General features: G+C 55.9%; 18 protein-coding genes and 1 tRNA gene. 12 read left to right on the top strand and 7 right to left on the bottom strand.

Annotated elements, in window-relative coordinates:
• Window positions 1-60: 60 nt before the first annotated feature.
• The 8 genes from AAC014_RS05895 (at window position 61) to AAC014_RS05860 (ending at window position 9,577) form a co-directional block, all read left to right on the top strand.
• Window positions 61-1,491 (top strand): short-chain fatty acyl-CoA regulator family protein, encoded by a 1,431-nt coding sequence (locus AAC014_RS05895; RefSeq protein ID WP_339705475.1) that lies wholly within the window; start codon window positions 61-63, stop codon window positions 1,489-1,491.
• An 86-nt stretch (window positions 1,492-1,577) separates the two neighbouring features.
• Window positions 1,578-2,900, top strand: a complete 1,323-nt coding sequence (locus AAC014_RS05890; protein ID WP_339705472.1) for a UDP-glucose/GDP-mannose dehydrogenase family protein — start codon at window positions 1,578-1,580, stop codon at window positions 2,898-2,900.
• A 106-nt stretch (window positions 2,901-3,006) separates the two neighbouring features.
• Window positions 3,007-3,867: a Wzz/FepE/Etk N-terminal domain-containing protein gene (locus AAC014_RS05885; RefSeq protein WP_339705469.1), complete on the top strand. Its 861-nt coding sequence runs from the start codon at window positions 3,007-3,009 to the stop codon at window positions 3,865-3,867.
• Between the two features lie 3 nt (window positions 3,868-3,870).
• Window positions 3,871-5,226 carry an O-antigen ligase family protein gene (locus AAC014_RS05880; protein WP_339705466.1) on the top strand — a complete coding sequence of 452 codons (1,356 nt, stop codon included), beginning with the start codon at window positions 3,871-3,873 and terminating at the stop codon, window positions 5,224-5,226.
• The gene (locus AAC014_RS05875) at window positions 5,220-6,470 is read left to right on the top strand and encodes a hypothetical protein (RefSeq protein ID WP_339705463.1); all 1,251 of its coding nucleotides are present in this window, start codon (window positions 5,220-5,222) and stop codon (window positions 6,468-6,470) included. Before AAC014_RS05880 ends, AAC014_RS05875 begins: the two co-directional genes overlap by 7 nt.
• On the top strand, window positions 6,454-7,191 hold the full coding sequence (locus tag AAC014_RS05870) for a methyltransferase domain-containing protein (RefSeq protein WP_339705460.1): 738 nt from the start codon (window positions 6,454-6,456) through the stop codon (window positions 7,189-7,191). The genes AAC014_RS05875 and AAC014_RS05870 overlap by 17 nt, the downstream gene beginning before the upstream one ends.
• Window positions 7,188-8,387, top strand: a complete 1,200-nt coding sequence (locus tag AAC014_RS05865) for a glycosyltransferase (protein WP_339705457.1) — start codon at window positions 7,188-7,190, stop codon at window positions 8,385-8,387. Before AAC014_RS05870 ends, AAC014_RS05865 begins: the two co-directional genes overlap by 4 nt.
• Window positions 8,387-9,577 carry a glycosyltransferase gene (locus AAC014_RS05860; protein WP_339706567.1) on the top strand — a complete coding sequence of 397 codons (1,191 nt, stop codon included), beginning with the start codon at window positions 8,387-8,389 and terminating at the stop codon, window positions 9,575-9,577. Before AAC014_RS05865 ends, AAC014_RS05860 begins: the two co-directional genes overlap by 1 nt.
• Here the strand turns inward: AAC014_RS05860 and AAC014_RS05855 are convergent.
• The 5 genes from AAC014_RS05855 to AAC014_RS05835 form a co-directional block, all read right to left on the bottom strand.
• Window positions 9,537-10,634, bottom strand: coding sequence for a glycosyltransferase family 4 protein (locus AAC014_RS05855; RefSeq protein ID WP_339705454.1), 1,098 nt, complete (start codon window positions 10,632-10,634; stop codon window positions 9,537-9,539). The genes AAC014_RS05860 and AAC014_RS05855 overlap by 41 nt on opposite strands.
• Window position 10,635: 1 nt before the next feature.
• Window positions 10,636-11,541, bottom strand: a complete 906-nt coding sequence (locus tag AAC014_RS05850; protein ID WP_339705451.1) for an NAD-dependent epimerase/dehydratase family protein — start codon at window positions 11,539-11,541, stop codon at window positions 10,636-10,638.
• Window positions 11,541-12,563, bottom strand: coding sequence for a GDP-mannose 4,6-dehydratase (gene gmd / locus AAC014_RS05845; protein WP_339705448.1), 1,023 nt, complete (start codon window positions 12,561-12,563; stop codon window positions 11,541-11,543). Before gmd ends, AAC014_RS05850 begins: the two co-directional genes overlap by 1 nt.
• A 166-nt stretch (window positions 12,564-12,729) precedes the next feature.
• Window positions 12,730-12,805, bottom strand: a tRNA-Ala gene (locus AAC014_RS05840).
• A 99-nt stretch (window positions 12,806-12,904) separates the two neighbouring features.
• A complete protein-coding gene (locus AAC014_RS05835) occupies window positions 12,905-13,231 on the bottom strand; it encodes a TIGR02300 family protein (protein ID WP_339705445.1) in 327 nt (108 codons plus the stop codon).
• 239 nt (window positions 13,232-13,470) lie between these two features.
• Between AAC014_RS05835 and aroA the strand changes: the two genes are divergently transcribed.
• Window positions 13,471-14,787, top strand: a complete 1,317-nt coding sequence (aroA, locus tag AAC014_RS05830) for a 3-phosphoshikimate 1-carboxyvinyltransferase (protein ID WP_339705442.1) — start codon at window positions 13,471-13,473, stop codon at window positions 14,785-14,787.
• A gap of 2 nt (window positions 14,788-14,789) precedes the next feature.
• On the opposite strand, the gene AAC014_RS05825 is transcribed toward aroA, so the two are convergent.
• Window positions 14,790-14,918, bottom strand: coding sequence for a hypothetical protein (locus tag AAC014_RS05825; RefSeq protein WP_339705440.1), 129 nt, complete (start codon window positions 14,916-14,918; stop codon window positions 14,790-14,792).
• 163 nt (window positions 14,919-15,081) lie between these two features.
• Here AAC014_RS05825 and AAC014_RS05820 point away from each other — a divergent pair, with 163 nt between their 5' ends.
• The gene (locus AAC014_RS05820; protein WP_339705437.1) at window positions 15,082-15,246 is read left to right on the top strand and encodes a (2Fe-2S)-binding protein; all 165 of its coding nucleotides are present in this window, start codon (window positions 15,082-15,084) and stop codon (window positions 15,244-15,246) included.
• A gap of 109 nt (window positions 15,247-15,355) precedes the next feature.
• The gene (gene bfr / locus AAC014_RS05815) at window positions 15,356-15,835 is read left to right on the top strand and encodes a bacterioferritin (RefSeq protein WP_339705434.1); all 480 of its coding nucleotides are present in this window, start codon (window positions 15,356-15,358) and stop codon (window positions 15,833-15,835) included.
• 13 nt (window positions 15,836-15,848) lie between these two features.
• Here bfr and wecB read toward each other — a convergent pair whose 3' ends face one another.
• Entirely contained in the window at window positions 15,849-16,937 is a 1,089-nt protein-coding gene (gene wecB, locus AAC014_RS05810; RefSeq protein ID WP_339705432.1) for a UDP-N-acetylglucosamine 2-epimerase (non-hydrolyzing), read from the bottom strand.
• Window positions 16,938-17,037: 100 nt separating this feature from the next.
• Between wecB and cmk the strand changes: the two genes are divergently transcribed.
• Window positions 17,038-17,667 (top strand): (d)CMP kinase, encoded by a 630-nt coding sequence (cmk, locus tag AAC014_RS05805; protein ID WP_339706565.1) that lies wholly within the window; start codon window positions 17,038-17,040, stop codon window positions 17,665-17,667.
• Window positions 17,668-17,843 lie beyond the last annotated feature (176 nt).

The following is a 17,843-nucleotide window of genomic DNA, read 5'->3' as shown; positions in this document are numbered from 1 at the left end:
CGTGTGTAATTGTCTGTAAATTTCGTGTTTCAAATGTAAAAAAGTAAAAGAGACATACAAATGGCCAGCGTTGCAATCGACACCGCCGAACCGCGGGGAAAGCTCTTCGCCGGCCCCCGTGTGCGCCGTTTGCGCAGCCAGCTCGGTCTCACGCAAACGCGCATGGCCGAGGAGCTCGGCGTCTCGATTTCCTATCTGAATCTCATCGAACGCAACCAGCGCCCGCTGACCGCACAGTTCCTGCTCAAGCTGTCGCATCAGTATAATCTCGATCTCCGTCAGCTCACCGGCGCCGACGACGACCGCCTCGCGCTCGACGTCGCCGAAGCGCTCGCCGACCCGCTGCTGAAGGGCCTCGATGTCGGCCGCGCCGAAGTGCAGGAATTCGTCGCGGCTTCACCCGGCATCGCACAGGCAATCGTGCGGCTGCGAAGCGCACTCCGCGACGCGCGCAGCAACGGTGCGGGCGCCGAAGCGCCGCAAGGGGACGGGCCGCTCGAGCTCGTGCGCGCGTTCATTCAGGACCGCCGCAACCATTTCCCGGAACTCGAAACCCGCGCTGAATCTCTGGCGGACGAACTGCGCCTCGCCGCACCGGATTTCTTCGCGGCCGTGAGCGATCGCCTGCGCGCGCGCCACGGCCTCACCGTGCGCATCCTGCCCGCCGAGGTGATGCCCGAACTGCTCCGCCGCCTCGATCTCCACGGTCGCCAGCTCCAGCTTTCGGAGCTGCTCGACCCGGCCTCGCGCAGCTTTCAGGCGGCCTACCAGCTTGCGCTTTCCGAAAGTCGCGGAGAGATCGACGCGATCGTCGCGCGCGCCGGGATGCCTGATGCGGCGTCCGAGCGGCTGCTCGTGCAGAACCTCGCCAATTATTTCGCCGCTGCGCTGATGATGCCCTACGGCCGCTTCCACACGGCCTGCGAGACGACGGGCTATGATCTCGACCTTCTGCAGGCGCGGTTCAGCGCCGGACTGGAGCAGGTGGCGCACCGGCTGACCACGCTGCAGCGCCCCGGCGCGCGCGGTATCCCCTTCTTTCTCGTCCGCGTCGACCGCGCCGGCAACATCTCCAAGCGGTTCTCGGCAGGAGGCTTTCCGTTCTCGCGCCATGGCGGCAACTGCCCGCTTTGGACGCTGCACAAGGCGTTCGAGCGGCCAGGGCAGATCCTGCGCCAGCTCGTCGAGATGGAGGACGGCACGAAGTACGTGTCGATCGCCCGCACCGTGCGCGCGTATGCACAGCCCTACGGCGGCGTCCGCCCCGAGTACGCGATCGCGCTCGGCTGTGAAGCGCGGCACGCGCACAGCCTCGTCTACGCGCGCGGGCTCGATCTCGGCGGCAGTGAGGCGACACCGATCGGCCTCGGCTGCGAACTGTGCGAACGCCCGCACTGCCGCCAGCGCGCCCGCCCGCCCGCGAACAGCAGCCTCATCATCGATGAAAAGCAGCGCGGCCCAAACCCGGTGCGGTTCGGCCACACGGGCTGAACATGCGCCGAGCCGTAACGGCGGCTTTGCTTTTCAAGACGACGCAGGCTAACCCGCTGGAGCGTCCGCAACTCAGGGGCCAATGAATGCGTATTGCGATGATCGGGACAGGCTATGTTGGCCTCGTTTCCGGTGCCTGTTTTTCCGAGTTCGGCCACAGTGTCACGTGCGTGGATCTCAACGCCGCGGTCATCGAGAGGCTGAAGGCGGGCGAGATCCCGATTTTCGAGCCCGGTCTCGATGATCTCGTCGCGCGCAACGCCAAAGCGGGGCGCCTGACGTTCACGATTGATCTTGTCGAGGGCGTGAAGGATGCCGACGCGGTATTCATCGCGGTCGGCACACCCAGCCGCCGTGGGGACGGGCACGCTGACCTTACGTATGTCTATGCAGCAGCGCGCCAGATCGCGGAGGCAGCACCCGATAGCTGCGTCATCGTCAACAAGTCGACGGTCCCGGTGGGAACGGCGGAGGAAGTGGAGCGCATCGCGCGCGAAGTGGCGCCCGGAAAGGCGATCAGCGTCGCGTCGAACCCAGAATTCCTGCGCGAGGGCTCAGCGATCGAGGATTTCATGCGCCCGGACCGCGTTGTCTGCGGCGTTGCCGACGATCAGGCGCGCGACGTGCTGAAGGCGATATACCGCCCGCTATCCTTGCGCGAAGTGCCAATCCTGTTCACCGAGCGGGCGACTGCCGAAGTCATCAAATACGCAGCGAACGCCTTCCTCGCCGTGAAGATCAGCTTCATCAACGAGATCGCCGACCTCTGCGAAAAGGTGGGCGCCGACGTGCAGGGCGTCGCGAAGGGCATCGGGCTCGACAAGCGCATCGGCGCGAAGTTCCTGCATCCGGGGCCGGGCTACGGCGGCTCCTGCTTTCCCAAGGACACGCTCGCGCTCCTGAAAACCGCCGAGGACAACGCTGTTGCGCTCCAGATCGTCGCGGCGACTGTAAAGGTGAACGACGAACGCAAGCGCGCGATGGCCGACCGCATCATCGCCGCCTGCGGCGGATCGGTGGCCGGCAAGACCATCGGCATTCTCGGGCTCACGTTCAAACCCAACACTGACGACATGCGCGATGCACCAAGCCTTGTTATCATCCCGGTGCTTCAGGCGGCGGGCGCCAAGGTGAAGGCGTTCGATCCGGAAGGGATGAAAGCGGCGGCTTCCTTGCTACCCGGCGTCGAGATGGGCGGCAATGCATATGAAGCGCTGGAGGGGGCAGATGCGGCGGTGTTGCTGACGGAATGGAACGAGTTCCGGGCGCTCGATTTGAAGCGGGTGAGGGGACTGCTCAGAATAGCAACGATCATCGACTTGCGCAATGTGTACAGAGATGGCGAAATGGCGGCGGCTGGAATAGATTACGTTTCAATAGGTCGTGGAAAACTACATTACGTATCTTGAGCTGGGGAAGCTGCCATATTGTTAGCGACTTAGGTTTAGCAACCGGCAAACGGCATGATGGAATATAAATTTCGTATACTCGGAAATGCTAGATGGATAGAGTGTGATGAATATGAACAGTGCGGAATATTTTGGAGAACCTGTTCGTTTTGATCATCTGTTGTCGGCTGTTTTTCGTCGAAAAAAAATTATTTTTTTAATTGTAATTGTTTCATTATCTGCAGCGATTGCTACTTTTTTATCTGTAACGCCCGCATATCGTACTGAAATTATTCTACGAGTAAATCCGGAGCTCAACTCTATTGATAATGCAAGTGGTTTGTCGAGTACGTTGGGCGCCTTGGACTTGCTTCCCATCTCTTCCAGCACCGACACGCTAAGCCAGCACCTCGCAATCTTGAATTCGCGGGCGTTTCTTGGGGCGTTCCTGGCTGAACGCCGCCTTGTAGGAGAGGCTTCGAATTACGGCCGATTTGTGAAGGTCGTTCCATCCCGATTGAAGGCTGCCGAGCGCTTTCAAAGTAAGATCATGGAGGTCGAGGTCGATCGCCTAACGGGCTTGGTGCATCTTCGGATCGAGTGGCCTAATGCGAACGGTGCCGCCGAAATGGCTACAGCCCTTGTAGAGAGGTTGAATACGCATTCGCGAAGGGTGGCAGTGCTTTCGGCGGAGCGAAAGCTGGCCTATTTATCCGAGCGATTGGACACAGATCTCGGTGTAGAACGTAGAAGTTTGCTTGTGCACCTTATTCAGGTCGAAGAGCGGAAATTACTTCTCGCGAAAGGCGAGCCGGAATTTGCCCTTATAACTATTGATCCGGCATTTATACCGGAAAATCCATCTTCGCCTAAAATTCTCGTCTACATTTTTTTTGGGATTTCGATAGGAATTTTTTTAAGTATCGGAATCATATGGATTTTGCCAAAAGGGTCTAATTCTGGTCACGCCTTAGAAGCGGTCAATTAAATCTTGGGGCAGGGCGAGAGAAATATTGGTTTTTCTCAGAAGCTGGTTTTGCTGGCTATTTTGACTATGCCATTTATTAGCGTTCCTATATTTCCATCAAGTTATCGACCCCTAAGCGTTTTGTTTCTTGTTCTGCCGTCTTTTCTGATTTTAATATATTTTTTTCGGGAGAAGAACATTTCTCTCCTCAAAGAGGATTTGAGTCTTATTTTGTTTTTTTTGATCAGTGTTTGCATATCAGTTGGTTTAGGGGGCTTAAACAACGGCGACTGGAGTGATGTTGCGTTTGAAAATAGTTTGCTGGCCATTGGAGTTTTGTCATTTTTCTGTTTCAGAAATGCTGTAATTTCTTATCAATCAAGTAAAATTGTTTTTTTGATTCACAAGACTGCGTTGATTTTGCTCGCGTTGGGATTTTTCGAAATTCTAGTTTTGTACGGTCCGTTTCCTTCTTCCTTACGCGATGTTATCATGTATGCAATGAACGGTGAGATATCTCCTCGTGTTCAATTGACTACTTCTGAGGCTGCTTGGGCTGGGCGCATATTTATTCCAACGGCACTTGTCCTCGCATTGGCGTGGTGGGTGAGGCGAACATTTTTCGATGCTTTGTTTGCGGGTCTGGCCGTAATCCTTATCATTCTCACATTCTCGGTGGAGACTTATTTGACGCTTGCTGCAACAGGCGTTGTCTTTTCGATATTGTTTCCCGAGCGCGTTCGCTGGAAACCGGTTCTTATCGGAAGTGCGGTGACAATAGGCCTCGTAGGCATCGGTGTCCCTTCGCTTCTCGCCGCATCGCAAGCTCCAGATGCGCCTTACTACCTCACGCGCCTTCAGAAGGTCGCTAACCTACCAGCGACAGATTTAGTTTCTTTGGCCCAACTCGACGAATCTGTGTTTATACGGGTAAATTATCCTTTGATTTCCTTTCAGATTTTTATGGATCATCCGTTATTTGGCGTCGGTAATGGTCAGTACGACGATTATTTTCCTCGTTATTTGAGTGCGCTTGGCAAGGCGCCCTGGCAAAACGATCAGATCGTCGCTGATGTGGTAAATGGCACGGGTGACCCTCGAAATCTTTTGGGAAGAATTTTGGCTGAAAATGGGATAATTGGTGCCACACCGTTCATTGTATTTATTTTTTTGATTTGGCTTGGTTTGAAACGGGCGGATTTCTCGCCGGCGGTCCAGATTGGCCAGCTTTGGTTAGCCTTTAGTATCGCAAGCACATTGCAATTTGGAAGTCTCGTCTATTTGCACAATTGGTTTTTTTGGGCGTTTGGGAGTGCGGTTGTCCTTTGCGCGCAAAGGCAGCGATCCAGCCTAACTGAGGTTGCGGGTGGGCGATGCTGAAGAAAATGACGGCGGGTGCCGCGCTTATTGCTGCCGGGAATGGCGCATACGCTGCAAGCCAATGGTTCCTCACAGTTGTGGTTGCCCGCCAATTCGGAGCGGAGGGTCTGGGAACGCTTGCACTCGCGCTCGCTATCACCGCGCCTCTACAGGCGCTCGCTAATCTGGCAACCCGGCATGTTTATGTTGTGGACAAAGGGGCGCCCGATGATTTTATCGTTCTCATCCACACACGTATTTTCCTTTATGGTGTTTTCCTTGTCGCTATTGCGCTCACGGCGCTCTGGAGCACCTACGTTGCGGGAGATGTTGGCTGGATATTGGTAGCGGCAGCGCTCCTGCGAGCGTCTGAAGGAGCCGCCGACGCTTGCAACGCGCCCCTGAACAAGGTGGGTAATCTCTCGGGTATCGCCAGTTCGTCTTTCCTCCGCTCTTTGGCTTGCACGGCAGGCTTCGTCCTAGGCGTCTTCGTGTTTCACGAGGTCGTCCTTGCATTGCTGTTTGCCAGTACGGGGGCATTCCTGATGGTCATCCTTCATGATTTGCCGAGAGGGGCAAAAGCGGCGGGCGTCAGAGTCCGTGCGCTTTTGAACGCCCGCATATCCGTTAAGCCAATGAGAGAACTTGTTAGGCGGGCGCTGCCACTAGGTTTCGGTCACGCTCTCGTGATTCTCCAACCCAATATTCCACGCTACGCTCTGGAAATGGCGGGAGGGCGAGCGAGTTTAGGAATCTTTTCGGCCTTTGCCGTATTCGTGGCGATAGGCAATTTAGCAGTTACGGCCATAAATCAAGCTATATTACCATCGCTCGCAAACGCCTTGCGCGCGCACGATTGGAAGCAAAGCAGAATTCTGTTCTGGTTGTTGGCCGGATTTAGCGGTGCGATAGGTGCTATCGGTCTGATAGCTGCGCTTGCCTTTGGACCGTGGCTCATACTGTTCATATACGGACCTGAATTCGCGCAGAACGACATTTTTTTCTCGCAAATGATGGCTTTCGCAATAGTTGCTTATCTAAGCGCCTGTGTTGGCAACCTTGCGACGGCGACTGGGCAATTCCGAGGGTTCGCCCTAGGCTATGGCGTTGTAACACTTCTGTCGGCGATATTGAGCTTCAAGCTGATCCCGGCGATGGGTATATCGGGCGCAATTTTGATAGCAGCGCTCATTTCCCTGCTGAACGGGATGGTCGCATATGGATTTTACAGGAGATGGAGGCGGAGCCTTGAACCACTGGCGTGAACGACTTCAGTCTGACTATCTTGAACATTATAGCCAGATTAACGCCTCAATCGACGGCGTTTCGCTGACACCCAAATTATCGGCCGAACTTTCATTGATGTTCGATCATCTGCTGGGACAGCCAATGGGACAGACCGTACTGGATCTCGGCACGGGGACGGGCGCTGTGACCGCCTGGCTCAGTAAAAAGCCTGGGATTGTAGCGACGGGCGTCGATAGCTCTGTCACGCAGATTGAGCAGGCCAAAAAGCTCTTTCCAGATTGCTCATTCAAGAAAGCGGATGGTCTCACCTATTTGCTGGAAAATCCAAACCAGTTCGATGCAATAATCTGCAACGATGTGGTTGAGCATTTACCAACGCTGGAGATTACGCTCGATTTTCTTTCTGCTGCTCAGCATGCGTTAAAGCCTGGAGGTTGGTTCTTTTGCCGCGTACCAAATGCGGCGAGCCTGATTGGGATGCATTCCCTGTTTGCTGATTTGACGCACTATCGCCTGTATTCGTCGAACACGCTGCTGCAGTCACTAAATTTGACGGGTTTCATTGACGTGCGTGTGGAGCCTGTTCGCGCGGCCTCTCTCTCCGGAAAGTTGCGCTTGGTTGTTGAGCATGCTCTCCATTCAGTACTTTATGCGATTTGCGGACGCCGTTTCGAGAAGCATTTTACACGAAACATATGCGCTATCGGATTCTCTTCGAAACGACATGCTACACAATGACGTCACTTCTATTCGACTTGAGCGCGACCCAGCACCCCAAAGGCTCACGACATGGAGGTGCGGAATATGCAAAAGCCGTTCTCCGCGCAATCCTCCACATGGGCGCTCATCAGGACATCGGTGGGTTCGTTCGTGATGACTGGCCGGAGGATCCCGAAGTAAGCCTACTGACGGATCAAGCTGGGATTAAAATTCTTCGCGGTTCGTCTTTTGAGGATGCCGGTGCTATTGCTCGAGAACTAGGATATGAACACTTCTTTTCTGGAGTGCCGTACCATTTCCATTCAACTGACTTTGGTACGACCGATATAACTCTTGCTCTTCACGGACTAAGATCCATTGAATTGCCATCAGATATATACGAGTACCTTTATAGGCCGACGTTTTCAGGGATTCTGAAATGGATTGGGAAATCTCTTTTGACGGAACATTATAAGCGGGTGCGGCTAGCCGAATTGCACAAGTTGTTGAATGTAAAGGCCGGTCGTATAAACATTATTTCGTCATCCTATCATAGTTCGTCGGTTCTCTATGACATATTGGGTAGAAATTCATCTGTTAGTAGGGTCACATGCTATTGTCCGCCTAGCGCCGTGCAGACCCTGGAGACGCCGTCAGATGCTGATAAGAGAGTTATTGAACTCGGGCTCGATCCTCGGAAGTATATCTTGCTGGTTTCGGGCGCGCGTTGGGAAAAAAATTCCTATAGAGCTCTTCGAGATCTTACATCTTTGTTTTCCGAACATCCTAGTATATTTGCAGGTTTTAAGATCGCGGTAAGTGGAGGCTTGCCGACACTATTACCTCAGGTGGACGCCTCGAACATCGTAGGCCTTCCGTACGTGAGCGTGTCTGATTTGGCCGGTTTGTATGCTTCCAGTTATTGCTTCGTCTATCCCACGCTTAATGAAGGGTTCGGCTATCCGCCATTGGAGGCTATGGCGCATGGGGCCCCTGTGATCTGCTCGTCAAGTACCTCCACGACCGAAGTGTGTGGAAAGGGTGCCAGCTATTTTGATCCACGGCGGGGAAGCGAATTGCGGGCGCGCGTTCTCGAGCTCGCGCTTAATCCTGACCGGCGGCTGCTTTGGCAAGAGGCGGGACGCGCACACGAACGCGCATTCCGTCCGTTGCAAGAGCGAGACCTGCTTCAGGTTGCCCATCTGCTGCTGGCCGCAAAAGAGGTGGCTCTGTGATGCAAGTTCCTAGTTTACTCCTCATCACGCCGCGTTTCCCTTTCCCGATGATAGGGGGGGATAAGGTTCGTATTGGACTGATGGCGCAACAACTTGCTCGTAATTTTGAAGTCACGCTTCTTTCGCTTTGTGAATCTAAGGAAGAAATGTCTGCGGAGGTGCCGGACGGGCTTTTCAGCCGTGTTGAACGATACTATCTGCCGCGCTGGCGCTCGGTCCTTCAGGCCGCGATTGCTCTGCCTACCAGTGTGCCATTGCAAAACGCTTATTATCGTTCCAAAGCTTTCGATCGGCGGGTCCGTCAACTGTCAGAAGAGCATGATGTCATTTTAGCTCATTTAATTAGGGCGGGACAGTACATTGAAAATATTGATCATCCCATAAAAATACTCGAGATGACTGATGCAATATCTCTTAATTATACTCGTATAAAAAGTAAAACCAAGAAGGTTGGTTTTAAGGAAAGGGTTTTTTCTATAGAAGCAAAAAGGCTTCGGGAATACGAATTAAAGACTACCTCAAAATTTTCTCATATATCGCTTATATCAAGAGTTGATGCTGATTGGATCAGTAATGGTGATATCGGCGTTTATACATGTGCATTTAACTTTGATAAGTCGTTATTTGAATATGATCGCGACGGGTCAGATATAATCTTTATAGGAAATATGCATACCGTTCAGAACATGGATGCGGCTATGTACTTTGCCAAAGAGGTTTTACCCTTAGTTAGGCAGGCCTATCCGCTTACATTTAAAGTTATTGGCGCTGGCCCATCCGAGAATCTGGAAAAACTTGCTGCGCTGCCGGGTGTTGCCGTGACTGGGCGCGTAGCTAGTGTCGCTGAGGCTGCCAAGAGCGGCATATGCGGTGTGTGCATGTTGAGGACGGGTGCCGGCGTTCAAACCAAAATTCTCGAATACATGGCGCTGGGGCTGCCCGCGGTCGTCAATTCCATGGCATTGGAAGGGCTGGAAGCGCGCCCTGGGGCAGATGTGTTATTGGCCGATGCGCCTCGCGACGCTGCAGGCGCGATCATAAGACTCTCTCGTGAGAAGGCCGAATGCAGACGTCTCGCGGAGGCCGGCGCCCGGTATCTTCAGGCAGTACACACTCCTGAAATTGTATTAAGGCCTTTGATCGCCAAGATTAATTTACTCCTCTCGGAGGAAAGAACAGGGCGTCAATAGCTTTCTGGAACTGGAGCTGGGAATATCTGGCTTTAGCCATTCGCTCATTGTGATCCAGCCTGACCTCCCAGCTCTCAGCATCCAAGCTTACGGCGTTTTCGATAAACTCTGAAAATGCATCTGGATTGCTTGGATCAAACAGGCATTCGGCGTGAATGCCGGTGTCCTTGTTCTCCCGAATAGAAGACGCAATAATCGGCTTCCGGGAAATCATCGCCTCAAGAAGGACGTTAGGTGTTCCTTCGGCAAGTGATGGGTGGACTATTAAATAATTACCATTATAAATTTCATTTACTAATGTTTGGCCGTTTAACGAGACGCTGCATTTAGATTTTTCAGCGATTTTTGATAACTCATCATAGTAAATTCCGCCGCCCTCTCCATATACGTTTATGGTCCATTTCGAATTTTTCGATAATGCCATAATGGGCATTGCGATATTTTTATACGGATCATATCGGCTCAGAATTGCAAAATTTCTTCTAGGGGATAAGTCAGAATTCCACTTTATAGGTTCCACGCGATTTCTAATTAAAGTAATATTTTTGAATCCATTCCCTTCAAAAAAATCCTTCAAACTATCGCCATTTACCACAAAATTATCGGCAAGTTTTGCAATCTTATAGAGGCTCAGGCGTCTTATTGTTCTTTCAGACAATATTCTCTCAGAAAATATAACTCGTTTTCCAAATAATTTTAGAATTGGAATGATCGGCAGAAAGTATGCCGTATAAAAATAAACAGTATTAGCGTTCTTAAGGCCTAGAAATAACTTAAATAAAGCCTTAATCCAGGAGGCGGGATTCCTATTAAAATTCAAAACGTCGTTTTTGTGATATATGATCGTGCATCGGGAGAGTATTTTATTGTCAAACTCATTGTCATCGATGCCGCGAATTGACCTTGAGGAGAGTATGTGGATTGTCGGTGAAGTGCCCGACTGGACTAACGCCTCGATCAGATATCGAAACTGTTTTTCAGCGCCACCATGGTAAAGGAATGGGGCGGCCAAATGTATCGACTGTAATGAGGGGTTGTTAAATTTTTCCGGATTCACATCACAGCCCTAATTGGGAACTTACCAGCGTTTTTAAACTTTCTTCAATTGAAGTAGCGGGTTGCCAATTTGTAAAATTTCGTATTCTCTGGGAGCTTCCGACTAGTAGCGGAGTGTCGTCTGTAGATAGAAGCGAAGATTCAAATATAACCTCTCGCTTTTGCTCTAGATGTTTCATTGAAATACTAGCGATATCTGCAACAGATCGGCCGATTTCCGAGCATACATTGAATATCCTCTCCTTAGGATTTTCTAGAAACAGAAGACATAGGTAGGCATCGACAATATCGGACACATCGAGATAATCTCGAATGCTGTTTTGGCCTTTCATTATAAGGGGCTCCCCCTTTGGAAGACTTAGCAGGCGTGCGATAAGCGAGGGGACCATGAGTGCCGATGGCATTCCGGATCCGATATGGTTAAAGGGCCGCGCTATCCGTACGTCAAAGGTCCGACCCGCGATGGTTGCCACTTCCTCGGCCAGAAGCTTGGAGATGCCATATCTACCTTTGGGATATGTGTCAGAGGTTTCCGAAAGTGGGGTTTCAGCAGATCGATACACGTGCGCGGAACTGACGAGAAGTAGCCGAGTTGGCGGTACGGCCTCGATAAGGCCCTGCGTCATCGCGGCGTTCCATGCGATATCTTGCGGAGCGCCGAAGCTGGCGGGAACGCTTTGCGCCGCAAGATGGATGATGCCGCTGAAGCTTTGATTCAAGGGCGCTAGGGTCGCAGCGTCCAGAAGATCGGCAGTTATCCAGGAGACTGTCGCTGGAAGCCAAGAAGGCTTCTTTTCCCTTCCCATCGCGGTTACGGTGTGGCCATCCCGAACGAGACGTTTGACAACGTGCGTGCCGACAAAGCCGGCCCCTCCTGTAACGAGAATATGGTGCTTACCCGACGACATCACCGTCCCGTGAAGGGTTCGCTACTGCGGGCCTCGGCTTGCGCGAGTTTCAAATCATGATCGGTCATCATCGTAGCCAGCTCGGTGATATTCGTTGATGAGCGCCAATCAAGCTGGGCGGCAGCTTTACTTGGATCGCCGAGAAGATAGTCTACCTCTGCCGGTCGAAAGAAGCGTGGATCGACAACGACATATTTGCTCCAGTCGAGATCCAGGCGGTCAAACACCTTTTCCAAAAAATCTCGAATTGAGATGCTGATTGCTGTCGCTACGACATAGTCACCTGGGGCATCCTTTTGAAGCATGCGCCACATCGCATCCACGTAGTCTCCGGCAAAGCCCCAATCTCGCTTCGCATCCAAATTGCCGAGTCTTAATTCCTTTTGTAAGCCAAGCTTTATTCTTGCAGCCGCTCTCGTGATCTTTCTTGTCACGAATTCTTCACCGCGCCTGGGGCTTTCGTGATTGAATAGAATGCCGTTTGAAGCGTGCATGCCATAGCTTTCACGGTAATTAATTACCTGATAATGTGCATAAACCTTCGCGCATGCATATGGCGAACGGGGTTCGAATCGCGTCATTTCACTTTGTGGCGGCTTCGCTGACCCGAACATCTCCGAAGACCCGGCCTGATAGTACCGAATTTCCTTGCCGGTATGGTCCATATGGTTGCGGATCGCCTCAAGCAAACGAACGACGCCCGTGCCCGTCACATCGATCGTATATTCCGGCTGATCAAAACTGATTTTGACATGGCTTTGCGCAGCGAGATTGTAGACCTCATCCGGCGCAGTCTTATCAATTATATGTCGAAGGGAATTCGCATCGGCAAGATCGCCGAAGTGGAGATGGAAACGATCAGAAAGGCTTTCGTCAGCGAGCAAATGATCAATGTGGCCCGTACGCGGCGTACTGGCACGTCGTATCATGCCGTGAACAACGTAGCCCTTTCCGAGCAGAAGTTCGGCAAGATAAGATCCATCTTGCCCGTTGATACCCGTGATGAGAGCAACCTTGTTCAATCGCTTATCCTTCGGCGGCGTTTGGACGACTGCATTAGTAAAAGGTCGTGATGGTGTCGAGCACTACCGCCGCAGTGAGTGAAGCCACCTCGGTGTCTTTAGGCGGCATTCGCTAAATTTGAACGGGAAAGCGGGCTACAGGGGTAAATCTGCACGCCACGAAAGCTGGTGGAGCCGAGGGGGATCGAACCCCTGACCTCTACAATGCCATTGTAGCGCTCTCCCAGCTGAGCTACGGCCCCACACGTCTTGCTTGCGGCCCGGTCTGGTCCCGGGCGGCGGGCATTTAGTTCAGAAGCCGCACGGTGCGCAAGCGCCTTGTGCGGCTCCCCTTCAAAAAATCAGACGTCTTCGCCCGATTCCTTGGTCACGGCGACTTCGCCGAGGTCGTCGTCGCCGCCCAGATCGTTCTCGTCGTCCGGGTTCACGTCGTCGTCGTCAACATCGACGTCGAGATCGTCTTCGTCGAGCGCGGTTTCGGTGCTCTCCGGATCAGCTTCCTTCTTGGCCACCTCGAAGGGCAGCGGCTGCTTGGACTTCAGGATCGGCTCGGGCGCCCAGGCGGTCCCGCATTCGATGCAGGTGACGGGATCATCGGCGCCAAGATCGTAAAAGCGGGTGCCGCATTTCGGGCAGGTACGCTTCGTTCCCCATTCGGGCTTCACCAAGATATGTCTCCGGACGTTCGTATTTCGTACAGCTGTCTGTCGTGTAGCCGCTACCCAAGCGCACAAAAGGGCGCCGTACGGGGCGGATTCGCGGCCGGTGCCTTGCCATGCGCGTGCGGCGCTGTCAAAACCTAATCGCGCCGGGGGCCTCCGGGCGCGGCCGCTGGTGCTGTGCCGGCAGCTTCCCATAGCCGTTTCCTCAAGGATAAAGGGGCCGACCGCTGTCCGCCGCTACACCCATGCCGCTTTCGCTTGTTGCCGAGGGGCCGCTTTCCGGCCGTGTGCGTGTGCCGGGCGACAAGTCGATCTCGCACCGCGCGCTGATGCTTGGCGCGCTCGCGGTCGGTGAAACCGTGATCGATGGTCTCCTCGAAGGCGAGGATGTTCACGCCACGGCCGCGGCGATGCGGGCGATGGGCGCTCATGCGGAGCGGGATGCGGAGGGGCGCTGGCGCGTGCAAGGTGTCGGTGTGGGCGGGCTGTTGCAACCTGCGGGCGTGCTTGAAATGGGGAACAGCGGCACCTCGACGCGGCTGCTTGCCGGGCTTGTGGCCAGCCACGCGATTCGCGCGACCTTTGTGGGCGATGCGTCGCTGTCGAAGCGGCCGATGCAGCGGATCATCACGCCGCTGTCGCAGATGGGCGCGCGGTTTTCCGGGAACGGCGACCGCTTGCCGATGACGGTGGAGGGCGCCTGTCCCGCGCTGCCGATCGAATATCGCCTGCCGGTCGCCTCTGCGCAGGTGAAGTCCGCGGTGCTTCTCGCCGGGCTCAACGCGCCGGGCATCACGCGCGTTATCGAGAGCGTGCCGACGCGCGATCATTCGGAGCGGATGCTGCGCGGTTTCGGCGCGGATTTGACCGTGGAAACGCTGGCGGATGGCGCGCGCCTTATCTCCGTGCGCGGTGAAGCAGAGCTGAAGCCGCAGCGAATCACGGTGCCGGGGGACATTTCATCTGCGGCGTTCCCGCTCGTGGCGGCGCTTGTGGTGCCGGGCAGCGAGGTCGTGATCGAGAATGTCGGCCTCAACCCCACGCGCACGGGCATCATCGATGCGCTCGCCATGCTCGGCCTTGAGGTCGTGGTGGAGGACAAAGGCGAGGCAGGCGGAGAGCCAGTAGGCGCGCTTCGCGTCCGCCATGCCATGCTGAAGGGCGGCGAGGTCGATCCAGCGATCGCGCCGCTCATGATCGACGAATATCCGATCCTGATGGTCGCGGCAGCCTTTGCAGAGGGCACCACGGTGATGCGCGGGCTGGAGGAGTTGCGCGTCAAGGAATCGGACCGTCTTGCCGTGATGGCTGCGGGGCTTGCGGCCTGCGGCGTGCCGGTCGAAGAACTGGAGGACGGCATCATCATCCATGGCAGCAGCGGCGCGGCGGTGCCCGGCGGCGCGACTGTGGCAAGCCACCTCGATCACCGCATCGCGATGAGCTTCGCGGTGCTCGGCCTCAATGCAAAGGCGCCGGTGGTGGTGGATGATGCCCGCCCGATCGCGACGAGCTTCCCGGATTTCCTGCCGCTCATGCAGCGCATGGGCGCCGCCGCGCGCTAAAACTAAAAGAGGTAAACCAGCGCGAAGGCTGTTCCGGCAACGTAGGCGGTGAGGAAAAACCGCAGATCGTTGATCAATGTCGCACGGGAAACGCGCGCGCGAATCTGCACATACTCGTGTTCGTGGCCCACGAACGCTCTCCCAACGCTTGGCTGTTAACGAAGGTTACCAAATCGTTAACAATTGGGAAGAGGCAAAGTTGCGCTCTACACCCAAGCGCGAATGCGAACGACTTGCAGAAAGGAAGAAACTCTGCTAATCGTTCGCATTATTGGCTTTTGGGATGGTCCAACGATGATCCTGTGCGTGTGCAATGCCCTGCGTGAAAACGATGTCCGTGCCGCTGCGGGGCCCAAGGGCTGCCCGGTGGAAACCTATGCGCGGCTGGGCGCGCGCCCGCAGTGCGGCCAGTGCCTTTCCCATGCGCGCCGTCTGCTGAAGGGCGGTCGCGGCGCCTGAGCAGCAGGCCTGCTAGTGCTTCGCATCATCTCAACCCATTGTTGACGCTGAATTTTCCGGGGCGCATCATGGCGCCCTATTCCTTATGCAAGACCCAAGGAGGCGCGCCATGAAGGGTGACAAGGACGTCATCAAGCATCTGAACGCGGCGCTCAAGAACGAGCTGACGGCGATCAACCAGTATTTTCTGCACTACCGGATGCTGGACAACTGGGGCGTCACGCGTCTCGCGAAGTATGAGTACGGCGAATCCATCGACGAGATGAAGCACGCCGACACGCTCGCGCAGCGCATCCTGTTCCTTGATGGGCTGCCGAACTTCCAGCTCCTCGGGCGGTTGCGTATCGGCGAGTCGGTCGAGGAGGTGCTCAAGGCCGATCTGGAACTTGAACGCGAGGCGATCCCGCCGCTGCGCGATGCCATCCAGCACTGCGAGAAGGTTCGCGACTACGTCAGCCGTGAAATTCTGGAAGATATCCTCGAAAGCGAGGAGGAGCACGTCGACTTCCTCGAAACGCAGCTTTCGCTGATCGAAGCGATGGGCATCCAGAACTACATCCAGCTTCAGACGAAGCCGGCTGAAGACTGAGGCGTTCAGGCGTTCAGGCGGCCGGGCGCCGCGCGCCATGCAGCTCGTCGTAAAGCCGCCGGGCGATCCGTTCGGCGGCTTTGCCGTCTCCGATCCGGGTGGATGCTTTGGCCATGCTGCGGTGGGCGTCGTCGTCGTCCAGCAAGCGCGTTGCGGCGGCAAGGATGCTGTCCCGCACCGTGTCCACGATAAGCGCTGTTCCTGCCTCCACCACCTCGGGACGCTCGGTAAGGGCGCGCGCGATGAGTGTCGGGATGCCGAGCGCGGAGGCTTCCTCCTGGATGCCGCCCGAATCGGTGATGATGAGGTGCGCCGCGGCGAGTGCAGCAACGAAGGCGGGGTAGGGCATCGGCGGCACCAGCCGTGCGGTTGGACAGGCTTCCAGCGGCTTGTATATTTCGGGCGGACAGCCGGGATGGCGGGGGAGGAGCACGTCCACGTCCCCGCGCGATGCAATCACCGCGAGCGCGTCAATGATCTCGGGAAACGCTGTCTCACGGTTTTCCCGCCGGTGCAGTGTGGCGAGTATCAGGCGCCGACGTCTTCGCGGGGGAGGGGGCAGGGCTTGCAGCGTTTGGTGCAGCGCATCGACGACCGTGTTGCCCGTCACTTCGATCGCCTTGCCCGGCACGCCTTCGGCGCGCAGGTTCGCTTCTGCGCCCGGCGTGGGGGCGAAGTGCAGCGTCGCCAGCCGCGCGATCAGTGTGCGATTCAGTTCTTCGGGATAGGGTTGGGTAAGGTCGAAGCTGCGTAACCCGGCTTCGACATGCGCAACCGGGATGCCCAACTGCCGGGCTGCGATGGCGCCTGCGAGCGCGGAGGTCGTATCGCCCTGCACAATCACCCACGCAGGCTGCTTATACGCGAGCCGCAAGGCAAGGGCGGAAACCGCGCGCTGTGTCAGTTCGGCAAGGGATTGTCCGGGGCGCATCAGGCCCAAATCCACATCGGCCTCGATGCCGAAGGGGGCCAGTGCCGCGCCCGCCATTTCCGGATGCTGTCCAGTCAGGCACACGCGAACCGGCAGGTGCAGCGCGCGCAGTGCGAGCACGACCGGCGCGAGCTTGATCGCCTCCGGCCGTGTGCCGATGACGAACTTCACCGAACCTCCTGAAGTCACGAAGGCCCCCGCCCGCTGTTCACATCGTGTTTCCTCGCTCTATAGGAGCGGCATGACCGCGCCCAATGAAAATCGTTTCGACATCGTTATAGCCGTGGATGGTCCCGCCGCTTCGGGGAAGGGCACGATCGCGCGGGCGCTCGCCGCGCATTTCGGCCTGCCGCACATGGATACCGGTGGCCTCTACCGCGCCGTCGGCCTCGCGGTGCTGCGCGCCGGTGGTGATCCTGCCGACGCTGCACTGGCGGCCACATATGCAAGAACTCTCGATGTGAAGGTGCTCGATGACCCGGCGCTGCGCGAAGCGACGACGGCGCGGGCCGCTTCGGTTGTTTCCGCGCATCCCGAGGTGCGGGCGGCGCTTCTGGAATGTCAGCAGGCGTTCGCGCGTCAACCTGGCGGCGCGGTGCTCGACGGGCGGGACATCGGGACGGTGATCGCGCCGGATGCCGACATCAAGATCTTCGTGACCGCGCGGCTTGATGTGAGGGCGAAGCGGCGGCAGGCGGAGACGCCGGAGCGCGATCTTGCGCTGGTAGAGGCGAACCTTGCCGAGCGAGACAAGCGAGACTCCGCGCGCGATGCCGCACCGCTACGGCAGGCGGATGACGCGATCCTGCTCGATACGTCCGACATGGATCGGGACACGGCGATCGCGCGCGCGATCGCGCTTGCCGAGGCGCGGCTTGCGGAAAACGCGGCTTTGCGATAGAGCGGCGCCGCTTTTCGTGGTGGCAGCCTTCAGGATGCCGCCCGTTTTCCGCGTTCCATGAACCCGGAAATGAAGGGCCAAACGCAAGGTTTTGCGAGCGCAGGCTTTTGCAGGGGAGCGGACGGGCATGGGGCCCGGACGGGTCTCCAGACCGCCGGAAACAACCGGTCGGCCAG

This window comes from uncultured Sphingosinicella sp., from assembly GCF_963974575.1.
In the GTDB taxonomy this organism is placed as follows: domain Bacteria; phylum Pseudomonadota; class Alphaproteobacteria; order Sphingomonadales; family Sphingomonadaceae; genus Sphingosinicella.
Note: the sequence above shows the minus strand (reverse complement) of the source record. Positions and strands in the feature narration are given on the sequence as shown.

What these genes read in the sequence shown, in the direction of transcription:
- AAC014_RS05895 (WP_339705475.1), top strand. Translation starts at nt 61, where the DNA reads ATGGCCAGCGTTGCAATCGACACCGCCGAACCGCGGGGAAAGCTCTTC.
- AAC014_RS05890 (WP_339705472.1), top strand. Translation starts at nt 1,578, where the DNA reads ATGCGTATTGCGATGATCGGGACAGGCTATGTTGGCCTCGTTTCCGGT.
- AAC014_RS05885 (WP_339705469.1), top strand. Translation starts at nt 3,007, where the DNA reads ATGAATATGAACAGTGCGGAATATTTTGGAGAACCTGTTCGTTTTGAT.
- AAC014_RS05875 (WP_339705463.1), top strand. Translation starts at nt 5,220, where the DNA reads ATGCTGAAGAAAATGACGGCGGGTGCCGCGCTTATTGCTGCCGGGAAT.
- AAC014_RS05865 (WP_339705457.1), top strand. Translation starts at nt 7,188, where the DNA reads ATGACGTCACTTCTATTCGACTTGAGCGCGACCCAGCACCCCAAAGGC.
- AAC014_RS05860 (WP_339706567.1), top strand. Translation starts at nt 8,387, where the DNA reads ATGCAAGTTCCTAGTTTACTCCTCATCACGCCGCGTTTCCCTTTCCCG.
- AAC014_RS05850 (WP_339705451.1), bottom strand. Translation starts at nt 11,541, where the DNA reads ATGTCGTCGGGTAAGCACCATATTCTCGTTACAGGAGGGGCCGGCTTT.
- aroA (WP_339705442.1), top strand. Translation starts at nt 13,471, where the DNA reads ATGCCGCTTTCGCTTGTTGCCGAGGGGCCGCTTTCCGGCCGTGTGCGT.
- AAC014_RS05820 (WP_339705437.1), top strand. Translation starts at nt 15,082, where the DNA reads ATGATCCTGTGCGTGTGCAATGCCCTGCGTGAAAACGATGTCCGTGCC.
- bfr (WP_339705434.1), top strand. Translation starts at nt 15,356, where the DNA reads ATGAAGGGTGACAAGGACGTCATCAAGCATCTGAACGCGGCGCTCAAG.